This is a genomic window from Undibacterium sp. GW821-FHT11H02 (assembly GCF_058808015.1).
The window spans coordinates 14,147-26,881 of sequence record NZ_JBXARG010000013.1; the positions used below are offsets into that span (position 1 = coordinate 14,147).

At 47.9% G+C, this 12,735-nt stretch carries 12 protein-coding genes; 5 read left to right on the forward strand and 7 right to left on the reverse strand.

The features are described from left to right. Positions 1–92: 92 nt before the first annotated feature. A complete protein-coding gene (locus AC1RR2_RS13730) occupies positions 93–782 on the reverse strand; it encodes an HAD family hydrolase (RefSeq protein WP_493222827.1) in 690 nt (229 codons plus the stop codon). A 185-nt stretch (positions 783–967) separates the two neighbouring features. On the opposite strand from AC1RR2_RS13730, the gene AC1RR2_RS13735 reads away from it, so the two are divergent. The 4 genes from AC1RR2_RS13735 to AC1RR2_RS13750 all read left to right on the forward strand — a co-directional run bounded on the left by AC1RR2_RS13735 (position 968) and on the right by AC1RR2_RS13750 (position 5,227). Then, entirely contained in the window at positions 968–1,543 is a 576-nt protein-coding gene (locus AC1RR2_RS13735) for a GNAT family N-acetyltransferase (protein ID WP_493222828.1), read from the forward strand. Positions 1,544–1,742: 199 nt separating this feature from the next. Next, on the forward strand, positions 1,743–3,344 hold the full coding sequence (locus AC1RR2_RS13740; RefSeq protein WP_493222829.1) for a DUF1800 domain-containing protein: 1,602 nt from the start codon (positions 1,743–1,745) through the stop codon (positions 3,342–3,344). A gap of 64 nt (positions 3,345–3,408) precedes the next feature. After that, positions 3,409–4,629, forward strand: a complete 1,221-nt coding sequence (locus AC1RR2_RS13745) for a DUF1501 domain-containing protein (protein ID WP_493222830.1) — start codon at positions 3,409–3,411, stop codon at positions 4,627–4,629. Positions 4,630–4,975: 346 nt separating this feature from the next. Further along, positions 4,976–5,227 (forward strand): DUF1161 domain-containing protein, encoded by a 252-nt coding sequence (locus AC1RR2_RS13750; protein WP_493222831.1) that lies wholly within the window; start codon positions 4,976–4,978, stop codon positions 5,225–5,227. Between the two features lie 139 nt (positions 5,228–5,366). Here AC1RR2_RS13750 and AC1RR2_RS13755 read toward each other — a convergent pair whose 3' ends face one another. The 3 genes from AC1RR2_RS13755 to ftrA form a co-directional block, all read right to left on the reverse strand. Then, positions 5,367–7,112 carry an N-acyl-D-amino-acid deacylase family protein gene (locus tag AC1RR2_RS13755; RefSeq protein WP_493222832.1) on the reverse strand — a complete coding sequence of 582 codons (1,746 nt, stop codon included), beginning with the start codon at positions 7,110–7,112 and terminating at the stop codon, positions 5,367–5,369. 56 nt (positions 7,113–7,168) lie between these two features. Then, positions 7,169–7,858: a glutathione S-transferase family protein gene (locus AC1RR2_RS13760; protein ID WP_493222833.1), complete on the reverse strand. Its 690-nt coding sequence runs from the start codon at positions 7,856–7,858 to the stop codon at positions 7,169–7,171. Between the two features lie 82 nt (positions 7,859–7,940). After that, entirely contained in the window at positions 7,941–8,894 is a 954-nt protein-coding gene (ftrA, locus tag AC1RR2_RS13765; RefSeq protein WP_493222834.1) for a transcriptional regulator FtrA, read from the reverse strand. A gap of 167 nt (positions 8,895–9,061) precedes the next feature. Here ftrA and AC1RR2_RS13770 point away from each other — a divergent pair, with 167 nt between their 5' ends. Then, positions 9,062–9,463, forward strand: a complete 402-nt coding sequence (locus tag AC1RR2_RS13770) for a rhodanese-like domain-containing protein (RefSeq protein WP_493222835.1) — start codon at positions 9,062–9,064, stop codon at positions 9,461–9,463. A gap of 252 nt (positions 9,464–9,715) precedes the next feature. Here AC1RR2_RS13770 and AC1RR2_RS13775 read toward each other — a convergent pair whose 3' ends face one another. Genes AC1RR2_RS13775 through AC1RR2_RS13785 form a run of 3 tightly spaced genes read right to left on the reverse strand, consistent with a single transcriptional unit; the run spans position 9,716 to position 12,519 of the window. Beyond that, positions 9,716–10,084 carry a hypothetical protein gene (locus tag AC1RR2_RS13775; protein ID WP_493222836.1) on the reverse strand — a complete coding sequence of 123 codons (369 nt, stop codon included), beginning with the start codon at positions 10,082–10,084 and terminating at the stop codon, positions 9,716–9,718. A gap of 21 nt (positions 10,085–10,105) precedes the next feature. Next, on the reverse strand, positions 10,106–11,752 hold the full coding sequence (locus tag AC1RR2_RS13780) for a putative ABC transporter permease subunit (protein ID WP_493222837.1): 1,647 nt from the start codon (positions 11,750–11,752) through the stop codon (positions 10,106–10,108). Beyond that, entirely contained in the window at positions 11,749–12,519 is a 771-nt protein-coding gene (locus AC1RR2_RS13785) for an ABC transporter ATP-binding protein (RefSeq protein ID WP_493222838.1), read from the reverse strand. The genes AC1RR2_RS13780 and AC1RR2_RS13785 overlap by 4 nt, the downstream gene beginning before the upstream one ends. Positions 12,520–12,735: the final 216 nt, after the last annotated feature.

The window sequence follows — 12,735 nt, forward strand, 5'->3', positions numbered from 1 at the left end:
AATGCGTCACAAAAAATGCAAAAACCAGCACCACCGTTTAGCGAAAAATCAATAAACTCTTAAGGCTAAAGTAAAGCTAGATGCCACTCTAACTATTTGTGCGGCACATCCAAAGCATGTCGAACCCGCGCACATAAGTCTAAAGGTGTCTGCGAAATCAAAGCGAGGGGAATTTCAAATTTCTTGCTCAGCCTTTGATAGTCTTCAAAGCCGTAAGACGCGATGAAGGGATGCATACCTGCGGCTAAAGCCGACGCATAGTCTTTGTGCTCATCGCCACAAGCAAAAGACAAGGCCGGATTGATGGAGAATTGCGCACTGGCGGCTTTAAAAAAGTCTGCTTTGCTGGCACGAATCGGTACATGAGCAAAATAGTCCAGATCGCCTATGTCTATGTCATGGCGGGCAAACAGTTTTGCCATCGTGATTTGTGGTTCGTTGCTGATGTTGCGTGTGACTAATCCGACTTTAATGTTGTTGTCTGCGATTAATTGTTTGATTAGCGCCGCAAATCCTTCATAAAACTGCGCTTCCTCGCGATAAATTTCTGTCAAGGTAGCGATCACTTGTTGGCGGCTTTTTTTGCCTAATTGCTTTTTAATATTGATAGGAAACTCTTTTAAGCCGCCTAGGTATTTAAAGAATTTGTGACGCTTTTGAAAACTTTCCAGGTCGCCGATCGCCATGTCATGGCGCGCAAAAGTTTCTTCAATTGCGCTAAATGCGTCAATGATGGTGCCATCGGCATCAAAAATAATCAGTCGATTTTTGTTCGGATACATGTCTGAGCCTTGGGCTGCGCTACTATGTGAAGGCTAGCTCTAAAAATTCAAAATTCTGGTTAGAGCTGCCCTGAATAAAGTACCAAGCATCTTAGCGTCGGTAATTGACCGTTTTATGACAAACGCGTGAATTCGGCTGTTGTCTTGGTCTGTGTTTCTTTTACGCTTCATTTCTTTGCTACTTTATGTCAAATCCCGATTCTGGTTTCCCACAACTAAGGACTGAGCGTTGCGTATTACGCCAGATTCAACAAACCGACAGACCTGCTTTGTTTGCCGGTTTGTCCCATCCGGATGTGATCGCGTATTACGGTATTTCTTACGCCAGCGAAGAGGCGACTCAGGAGCAATTGGACTGGTATCGCGCGCAAGAACTCAATCACAGCGGCCTCTGGTGGGCAATTTGTTTTCCTGGAGAACAGGCTACAAAGTTGATAGGCGCTTGCGGCATTTATGAGATGGATGACTACAACCGGAATGCGGATATCGGTTACTGGTTGTTGCCCGAGTATTGGGGCACAGGGATTATGCAGGAATGCTTGCAGCGCATACTCGCCTATGGATTCCATGAAAAACAATTGCATCGTATCGAAGCCGAAGTCGAGCACGGCAATCTGGCCAGTGTCCGGCTGTTGCAAAAATTAAATTTCCGCTGGGAGGGGAGGCGTCAGCAAGTAGCGTGGCGAGATGATCATTTTGTCGATTTGAACTACTACGCTTTATTAGCTCCTAACTTTCAACTTCCGGCGCATCTGAAATAAATGGGACTGTGCAAGACAGACGCAGATGCTTCAGCTTTATAAAGCGAAGCCGTGATCCGCTGGCGGCTGTTACAAGTTCTTACCAGACTGGCGTGGAAGTTACTAAATCCTGTGTGCATTTTCACAGCGGAAGCCTTAAGCTGTGCTTTCCCTTGGCGGATTCAATTTCGATTTGCACCTTTCATAGAGAGATAGCACCATGACTAAATCCGCGTCTATGTTTTTGCCCGTATTGAGCCTTGTCTTGCTAAGCAGTGTGCTTGGCTGTGCTAGTCGGCATGATACGCTTCAAACTGAATTGGTATCGGGACGCAGCGTACAGTTGGGTAAGCAGCTACAGCAGGCGCAGGTCGATCCCAGTCTCCTCCTAAATCGCCTGACTTGGGGCGAAAATGCCAGCAGCATGGCGGCCATGCAAAGCCTAGGTATGGACAAGTATTTGTATCAGCAATTACTGGCAAAAAATGCGCAGTTGCCAGAGCCTGTACAAAAACAAATTGACGCGATGACCATTTCGCAAAAACCGTTTGGCACTTTGATGCAGGAGTTAGATCAGCAGAGGCGCGCAGCTGCTGAGATGAAAGGCACCGATGACAGCCTGCGTAAAGCCTATCAACAAGAATTGACGCGCTTAGCACGTGAGGCTGCATCGCGCTCGGTGTTGCGTGCGACCTATTCTTCTAATCAATTATTAGAGCAAATGAATTGGTTTTGGATGAATCATTTCAATGTCTCGAATCGCAAAGAAAATCTGCGGGCCATGCTGGGCGATTTTGAAGAAAGCGCGATTCGTCCTCAGGCTTTGGGTAATTTCCGTGCACTGTTGCGTGCTACGGTGTTTCATCCAGCGATGTTGCGCTATTTGGATAACGAACATAATGCTGTGAATAAGATCAATGAGAACTATGCACGCGAACTGATGGAGCTGCATACCATGGGCGTCGGCAGTGGTTATACCCAAGCCGATGTACAGGAATTAGCGCGGGTTTTGACTGGTGTAGGGATCAATTTACGGCCAGCGCAGACGCCAGCTAAATTGGAACAACAGCCGAATTTTGTGCGCATAGGCTTGACAGAATTTAATCCACGCCGGCATGATTTTGGCGACAAAACTATTTTGGGTGTGACGATTAAAGGACGTGGAATTGCCGAAGTTGAACAAGTGATAGATTTACTCAGCAGACAGCCGGCGACGGCGAAGTTCATCAGTCGTAAGTTAGCAATGTATTTTGTTTCAGATGAGCCTTCGCAGGCCTTGATCGATAGCATGGCGGCGACTTTCTTGCGCAGTGACGGCGATATTCCATCTGTATTGCAAACCATGTTTTATGCGCCAGAATTTATAGCATCTTTAGGCAAAAAATTTAAAGATCCCGTGCACTATGTGATTGCTTCGGTACGTCTGGCTTATGACGGTAGCCCTATCGCAAATACCGGACCCATACTCAATTGGATCAATACGCTAGGTCAGCAAGCCAACGGTCATCAAACGCCAGACGGTTATCCCTTGCATGAAATGGCCTGGTCAAGTGCGGCACAAATGGCAGCGCGTTTCGATATCGCCCGCGCGATTGCTCGTGGCACACCGAACTTATTTAAGCCAGAAGCTGACGATGGCAAGAACGAAGCATGGAATGCGCAAGCGCGCGAATTAGCGCGTCCTGCCTTGGCGCAAAATGCTTACGTAAAAAACTTGAGTCAACGTTTTAGCTTCAGTTCTCAAGAGGCCTTGACGCAATCGACATCGCCCCAAGAGTGGAACGCGTTCTTTTTATCGACACCAGAAATGATGCGCCGATAATGTAAGCGCTGAACGATGACTGAATATCGAGAGCGATCAGGAAACAAAATGAAAGGAAGGCAGCATGAACCGTCGTGACTTATTGAAATCCTTCGCCGCTTTAACGGCAACTTCTGTTGGCTTGCCTTTTAGTACGCAATTAATGGCAGCGCCAGCGACGCAGAACCGTTTTTTATTGGTGTTTTTGCGCGGTGCTTATGATGCGACTAATTTGTTGGTGCCGACTGCGAGCCAGTTTTATTACGATTCCCGTCCAAACATCGCTATTGCTAAGCCTGGCACTAATCCGAATGCGGCTTTAGAACTCACTAGCGATTGGGGTTTGCATCCGGCCTTGCGCGAAACGATTTATCCCATGTTTAAAGCAGGTGAAGCCAGTTTTATTCCCTTTGCCGGTATCGACGATTTGTCGCGCAGTCATTTCGAAACCCAAGACAGTATAGAAATGGGACAAGCTCTGGGTGCTAGTCGCAATTTTCAGTCGGGTTTTTTGAATCGTTTGGCGATGCAATTAAATGCCGGTAGCTCCATGTCTTTCACCGAGCAACTACCGATTATTTTGCGTGGCGAGACTAAAGTCTCTAATGCGGCTCTATTAAAAGCCGGAAAAAATAGCTTGGACGACAGACAAAGCAAAATTATCGCGCAAATGTATGGCAATACAAATTTGGAAAAGCAAGTGAGCGATGGTTTTGAAGTGCGCGGCGAAGTCGTGCAGAACATGAAGGCCGAAGAACAATCCATGCAAAAAATGATGAACAACGACGGCAGTCGCGACGCCATTTCATCAAAAGGTTTTGAGCTAGAAGCCAAACGCATCGCCAAGATGATGCGCGACAAATATGCCTTAGGTTTTATTGATGTAGGTGGCTGGGACACGCATGTCAATCAAGGCGGTGCCAGCGGTGTATTGGCGAATAAGTTGGAAGAACTAGGACGAGGCCTGGCCGCGTACAAAACAGAAATGGGCAGCATGTGGAAAAACACCACGGTAGTCGTGATCAGTGAATTTGGCCGCACCTTCCGCGAAAACGGAAAAAAAGGCACCGATCACGGCCACGGCAGCGTGTATTGGGTCTTGGGCGGTGGCATGAAGGGCGGACGTATATTGGGCGAACAACAAGCGTTGGAGGCCGCCACGCTGTTTCAGAATCGCGACTATCCCGTATTAAACGAATATCGCGCAGTACTCGGCGGCTTGTTTGCTGGAATTTACGGTTTAAATCCACGACAAATGGATCAGGTATTCGCTGGCGTGCAGCCGCGTGATTTGGGATTGGTGTAACACAATTAGGACTTACGCAAAATTGCGCTGGCTAGGCGTGGAGCCGAAGACAGTGCAATTGCACGACGAGGCGAACACAACAACGCTAGCGTCTGTTTTGCGTAAGTCCTAACAAAAACAGGCATGTACAGTTCGTCTATAAATTAGATTAGCTTAAGTTGGATAGCTAGGTTTTTGCGCGAATGTTCGCAGGAAAATTCAGACAGATTTACAACATAAATCTGGTTTTTTGGGAATATTTCTTCTCGGAATTGTTTCCTGGTGCTAAGGTTTTGACACAGTGTCTGGGTGAGTGAGGACCTTGCGACGTCACCAGATTTCGAATGTAAAAACGGGAGCATGCTTAATGAAAAAAATTATTTTGATGACCAGTCTGTTGTTCATGGCTAGTACTGCATCTGCCGGTGTTTTATCTTGCGACGATTTAAAAGCCAAGATAGAAAAGAAAGTAGCGGGTAAGGGCGTAAAAGAATACAACATGGTGGTCGTCAGCAAAGACACGAAAATAGCCGGACGGGTATTAGGTAGCTGCGAAAAAGGGACGATGAAAATCGTGCATGAAAAAAGCAAACCTAAGGCCGTAGAAAAAACTTCTTAATTTAGGCCTAGCCACAACGGAGCTAGGTGCGCAAAATTGTAGGGCGGGTGCAACCCGCGCTGCTCAGGTGCTCGATGAACTGGCGGCGCGGGTTGCACCCGCCCTACGACATCCTTATGAGGCTGTTTAAAGAATAGCCTTAATCCAAACATGCGGCATACTCTTTACTTCCTGCGCTAGCCGCGCTTCCCTTAATAATTCTGCCAGTCGCAGCACCCGTCGCGACACCGTTTTGCAAGGCAAATTTTCCATTTATTAGTACATGCTGTACGCCGGTAGCGAGTTGATGTGGCTTCGCAAACGTCGCATGGTCTTGGATTTTTTCGGGATCAAAGACCACCACATCAGCATAATTCCCCACCTGCAAACTACCGCGATCTTTGATGGATAAGTTCGATGCGGGCAGGGCGCTGAGTTTACGTACGGCTTCTTGTATGGTGATGACTTTGTCTTTGCGTACATATTGCGCGAATACGCGGGCGAAATTGCCATAAGTGCGCGGGTGTGCGGATGATAGTAAGAATAGGCCATTAGGTGCGGCACCAGCAGCGTCGGAACCAAAACTGACCCAGGGTAATGCCACTTGTCTGCGTAGATTTTTTTCATCCATTAAGAAATACGCGACTTCTATTCTTGAACCATCTTCTATCACCAGATCAATCGCGGCATCCTCGGGACTGACGCCGCGCTCTTTCGCAACTTGGGCCAGACTTTTGCCGGTCAGTGGTTTCAATTTATCTGTTTTAAATCCTAGCAAGATCGTGCCGTCTGCACTCGCACCACCGTACAAATTTTCCCAATCTTTGGGATGCGGATTACGCATTTCCGCGATGACCTTGGCGCGAGTTGCCGGGTCTTGCAAGCGTTTAATCCACGCTGCTAAACCACCCGCTTGCACCCAGCTAGGCATGGCGGCATCCAAGCCAGTCGCGCCAGCGGTATAGGTGTACATGTTGGCGCTGATGCGCAGACCTTGTGCCCGTGCGGCTTCAATTTTTTGGATGATGGAATCTATCTTATGCCAATTGTCTTTGCCGGCAAATTTCAGATGGTAAATTTCGACTGGCGCTTTGCTGGCTTTGGCGATGCTAATCATTTCATCCACCGCCGCGTCGATACGATCACCTTCGCTACGCATGTGGGCAGTGAAGATACCGCCACAAGCGGCCGATTCTTTGGCTAAGGCCATCAGTTCTTCTGTCGTTGCAAAGGTATTGGGCACATAAATTAACGCGGTCGTCAGACCTAGTGCGCCTTCGCGCATAGCTTGGCGAACCAGCTTACGCATGCTCTGTAGCTGAGTTGGATTTGCTGCCAGGTTTTCACTGCCCAACACATAATTTCGCACGGTACCGGCACCAACAAGAGTGGCGACATTCGGTCCTAAGCCGCGTTGTTCTATTACTTTCAGATACTCGCCTAGGCTAGTCCAATTGACTTTGTACTTAATATCGCCCTGTGCTGCTTCCATTTCCTTTTGCATGGAGACAGGGATTGGCCCCATAGAGTCTTCGCCCAGCACTTCCAAGGTCACGCCTTGAACCAGATCACTCAAAGCACGGCCATCAACAAAGACCGACTCTTCCATATGCGACAGCATATTGATAAAGCCGGGTGCGATGGCTTTACCCTTAACGTCAATCACCGTCTTTGCCGTCATCTTGCGCTGTGCGCCGACATAAATAATCTTATCGCCGCTAATGGCTATCTGGCCGCGATAGGGGGCGCTACCAGAACCATCGTAAATCATACCGTTGCGTAACAATAGGTCGATTGTCGGCGTGGCTACGATTTGGGCTTGAGCGCTTGGTGTCAGAATTAAGCCAAACGAGCTTAACAAACAGGCTACGATGACTGTTTTAGATGAGCGTAAAAGTGAAGTCATCGTTGGTTTCAGATGGCACCTGTCTGGGCTTGGATGTTTTTGTGTTGAACCTTGCTTTACTTAAGATTCATACGCTTGTCGTCAATCACGTCACCCGCAGCCATCGCATCTTTTTCATGGCCGGGTTCACGCCATTTTTCTCTTAAAGCTTCGGTTTGCCATTGCTGCATGGTAGGTAAAGCGAGCATGCGTTTGACGTAGGCGCTGGCTTGGGTGTTCATAGGTAAGCCATAAGTTTGGATACGAAACACTACGGGCGCGAAGAAAGCATCCAGTGCAGTGAATTTTTCACCCGCCAGATAAGGGCCACCGAAGCGGTTGAGGCCTTCACTCCATAACTCATTTAGGCGATCGAGTTCGGTTTGCAGCGCTGGGGCGATTTCTTTCATGCGTATGCGTAGACCGACGTGCATAGGACAAGTGCTGCGTAAATTATTAAAACCAGAATGCATTTCAGCAGCAGCGCAGCGTGCCCAGGTCTTAGCTTGGGCATCGGCAGGCCAGACACCACGATGACGGTCAGCCAGATACTCAATGATGGCTAAGGAGTCCCACACTATGGACTCGCCATCATGCAAGCAAGGCACTTTGCCTGCTGGGGAAAATTTTCTAAAATTTTCCCAATTGCTGCCTGCGCCAAAAGTAACTAATTTCTCTTCAAACAATAATTCCATTTCGCGCATTAAGATCCAAGGGCGTAGCGACCAGGACGAATAGACTTTGTTAGCAATATAGAGTGTGTACATGGACTTGCCCTTAGCGTAATGAATTTTGAACAGAAGAAAAAATGAGAAGCGCTGGTTTCTATTATGACTGAAATTACCGATTTTAATTCCCGAAAAATTGCTTTCTGTAGGCAATCGGGCTGGTTGCCGTGACACGTTTAAATTGTCGCCGAAATGTTTCTTCTGAACCAAAACCGGTCAATTCCAAAATATGGCTCACGCTGGTGTCTGAAGATTCTAATAATTCTTTCGCTATTGCCACTCGTTCGCGGATGATCCACTCGTAAGGTGAGTAGCCAGTCAACGCCAAGAATTGCCTTTGCAGAGTGCGTTCGCTCATCGCAGCGCGTTGCGCTAAGTCAGCCAGTTGATGTTCTCGTGCTGGATGCTGGCGTATCCAATCCAATAGTTGCGATAAGCGGCCACGTTCATCTTGTGCCATGGGGCGTGGAATATATTGGGCCTGCCCACCTTCACGATGTGGCGGTATCACCAGACGTTGTGCAACCTGATTGGCTACTTTTACGCCGTAATCTTTTCTCACTAAGTACAACAACATATCGAGACCGGCAGCGGATCCTGCTGAGGTAATGATTTGGCCTGCATCGACGTACAAGGCATCGGTCTCCACCTGTATCGAAGGATAGCGTTTCGCTAATTTATCCGCATAGCGCCAATGTGTGGTGACGGATTTCCCGTCCAGTATTCCAGCCGCAGCCAGTACGAAGACACCAGAACAAATCGTGCAAAATCGAGCGCCGCGCGCATAAGCATTCTGAATTTTTTTGATGAGTTGTGGCGAGGGTAGTTCATCTACGTCGCGCCAGCCAGGGATGATGATGACATCCGCTTTGTCGAGCAGACGTAAGCTGTAGGGTGCCTCAATTGTGATGCCACCCGCGGCCCGCAATTTTCCCGGCTCAGCAGCACACACGGCGAAGCGATACCAAGCCACATCTAACTCTGGACGATCTAGAGAAAACAGTTCAACCGCACAGGCAAATTCAAACGTGCATAGGCGGTCATAAGCGAGAGCGACCACGAGAGGCGAGGGCATGAATACTCCTATTCACTTGTCATTCATCACAAATTGATTTTTTGCAGTTTGGCGGTAATTGACTGTGATATGTCATTCCTGCCACTATACCTCCTTTTCCTCTCAGCGCACAATGAGCTTGTTTTTGGAAGCAACTCTCTTACTCACTTTGACGAACAAGGAAATTTATGAATCGCAATTCTGTACTCCAAGTAGCCGCAGCAGATAGTGCAAGCGCGCTTGAACATTTCGCAGCAAGTTTGCGATTTGAAACCGATTGCTGGGATGTGCATAATGCTTTCGAGACCGGCGACCCGGGTTTTGTATTGCTGGATGTACGTTCGCCTGGCCAGTATGCACAGGGACATGTCCCGGGTGCGATCAATTTATTGCGGGGAAAAATCATCGCTTCTAAATTGGCGGCATATCCGGCAGATACCTTGTTCGTGACTTATTGCGCTGGCCCGCATTGCAATGGTGCGACCAAGGCAGCGATAGTGCTGGCTGAAATGGGCCGCCCGGTGAAAATCATGATAGGGGGTATTACGGGTTGGTTGGATGAAGGTTTTGTGCTGGAGTGCAGTCAATAATAGAGATGTACATCACAAATGCAATCCTTGAATGAATGTGGGAACCCGAATAAAACCTCGCCGCAGAGGCGCAGAGAGCGCAGAGAAAAATGTGGTTTTTTGCCTTTCTCAGCTTTCTCTGTGCCTCAGCGGCAAATAACTTTGTTTTGCGCTGTGTGCACCCTATTTCATCGCAGAGTTGAAAGGCGTTTTGCAGCAACGCTGCAAAACGTCCAGTGGAGGCCAAAGGCCGGAACGATTTCGAACGCCATGTTATGTGTTTTTGCCTATGTAAATTGCATTTGGTGGAGTTGGCATTTGATAAGCCCATTCAAATGCCTCAATCACTTGTTGTGCAAGCTGTCTGACTTTTGCCCAGTACTCATTTGAGTACAGCTGCTGAGTGTCAAGATAGAGTTCAGCAAAAGCCTCACCAGAGTGCGACAAAATATACTCGTCGAGTTGTTTAATGGCAGCTAACTGACTTTGTGTAAAGCTCGCCATATTCACTTTGTTGCGCCACTCTTCGAATTCAAGAACAAGCTCGTCTCCTTTCGCAGCAAAATCAGGGAAAAGCGCGTCCTGTATATGGGCCTCAGAGGCAAGTGCAAATACAGTATTTTGGAAGTCTGATAGGCTCATAGAAACACATAACCAATCAATTTAATACTTACTGTGATCCCGGAAACACCAAGCCAGTAACAAGCTAGTGATCGCTATCGTGAATGGAATCGCGCCCCACCAGCCGAAGACGGCTGTGACATAGACAAAGGCAGCCCAGGAAAAATGATTAGCTTGTTCCAATAAACCTGCCGCAATGTTGCCGTTAGCACGTCGATTGAATTGCGCACGCGGCTGAGGTTTGTTGAGCCACAGATTAATCAGGCTGACGCACAACATTGATGCGATGGCGCTAAATAAGGTCAGCAATGCTAAACCTGGTGCACTGAGCATCACCCATAGCAATACCGGTAAAATCAACAGCAAGACAGGTGAGATAGCGGCGATCAATTTGATAGCTTGGACATGTTTTTGATTGACCGGTGCACTATGGAGAAGATCTGCGGCGTCTTCCGCCATGACCATGATCCAGATCAGTGAGCCTGCCAAGGATGAACTTAAGATGATCATGCCCGCTGCCATACCAGGTAACATGGCTTTGCCATTAAAAATTAGAAATATAGCAGGGCATAGGTAGAGTAACTGTAGTAAAACATGTGAGATCAGTTGCGGATCTCTGCGGATTAAACGCCATTCCTTTAACAGAATAGTGCGGCTTAAGCCTTGTGCAAAGGTGTGTTTTTTTGCACTAGCCACCTGGTTTGGCATGCTTGTATTTGCGATCTTGCTACTCGCCAAAGCTTGTGACTTAGCCATACCAGCGCTCTGCTGTACGCCCCGCACAAAAAATTGATGGGTGAATTTGCTGGTTGCATAAAAAGCTGCGAATGCCAGCGCGGTAAATAGCGCCAGTTCGATCGGCGCCCCAAATAAGGCTTTGGCGGGGAGCCACAAGACACTATCCCCACCTAAGGCTGCACCATCCTCAAATAATGGACGGACGTTGGTGAGGATTTTTTGTTGAAAACTCTTCCCGCTATTACCGAATAATTGCGATATCAAAAACATCATTGCACCAGTCAGTGCGCCCAATATTTGCGCCACGACCAAGGTGCGTCGGATACCTAAAATTTTGACCAAACCTAGAGTGAGCAACATGGCAAAAGAAGCAGCAATTACTGCCATGCTCAAGATAGTGGGATAAATGCCCAGCCAACGCGCCTGTCCTAGTACCAGCCCAACATGGGCAAATGGCGCTAAGAAGAATAGAGCCGTGGCGCTGACACCAAAAACCACAGCTGCTAATTTCACTCTAAAGATGACTTTAGATGAGATCGGTGAGGACAGCAGTAAATCCAGATCACCACGCTGAAACAAGGCATTCACGCTGCGGTTGAGTGCCAGCGATAGCATCAAACTAAATACGGCAAACATCGCTAAACCTGTCACTATCAAGATGGCAGGTGCAGGTTGATCGGATAGAGTAGGCAATTTGCTCAGCATGACCCAGGCCAGGAAGTGCATGAAAAATAGGACGAATCCCATAATGAATTTCATACTCATAGGCATGCCGCGCTCATGTTTAGCATTCGGTTTTTGTCCGCTCATGTCGTAAAAGAACAGACGGATTTCATGCCACAGCAACCAACTCAGACTAGCTGGCTGCAGTCTCAATGCCCGTGTCAGCCAGCTGTTTGATTTCTTTGCCTGTGGTAGCGGTAGTTCTGAACTCAGCTTGGCGTGGTTCATGGTGCGACCTCGGTTAATTCTAAGAACAGATCCTCCAAACTCTTCGCACCTTGCAGACTTTGTTCACGCAACTGTTCCAAAGTGCCTTCAACGATCAATTTGCCATGTTGAATAATGCCTATGCGTTCGGCCAGGCGTTCGGCGACTTCCAGAATATGGGTCGTCAAAATCACGGTGCCGCCGCGTGCGACATGTTGTAGTAACAGGTCTTTAACCTGACGCGCTGCAGCCACATCGAGGCCAGTCAATGGCTCGTCTAGAATAATCAATTCTGGTTCGTGAATTAAGGCACCTGCCAAGGCTAGTTTTTGCTTCATACCACGGGAAAAACCTTCGATAAGTTCTTCACGATGTTTGCTCAAGTCCAGCCAATCCAAAAGCTCACCGGCTTGGTCTTGCGCCTGCGCCGCAGGCATGCCCCATAAACCAGCGACAAATTCTAAATACTCCAGCGGTTTTAATTTGTTATACAACATAGGATCGTCCGGCAGGTAGGCCAGCTTTTGCTTGGCGGCGGCCGGATTTTCTTGTAAATCTATGCCTAAGATTTTTATGCTGCCAGCATCGGGCAACAGCAAACCTGCGACCATTTTTAGGGTGGTGGATTTACCTGCGCCATTGGGACCTAATAGTGCGTAGAACTCGCCACGTCTAACCTTAAGATCGATTTGATCGACGGCGGGGCGACCAAAACTTTTGCTTAGTCCTGTCAGTTGTAGCGCATATTGCGGATCGTCGGATACGGGAAATAAGGAATCGTTGGGCATGGTGGGCTTTTTCAGTTCAAGGTAAACAATTGACAATGCTTAATCATATTGAGACTGGCGTTGAAAAGATAGTGTTTTCGATCAGCATTTCCTTGTGAGAATGAGTAGCGATAAAAATAGCTATGCCATTTTCGTCATACTGTCTAGCCCGGCTAGTCAAGACGGGTGCTTAGCCACTACTTTATATTCGATCTGATAGACATGATGGACGGAGAA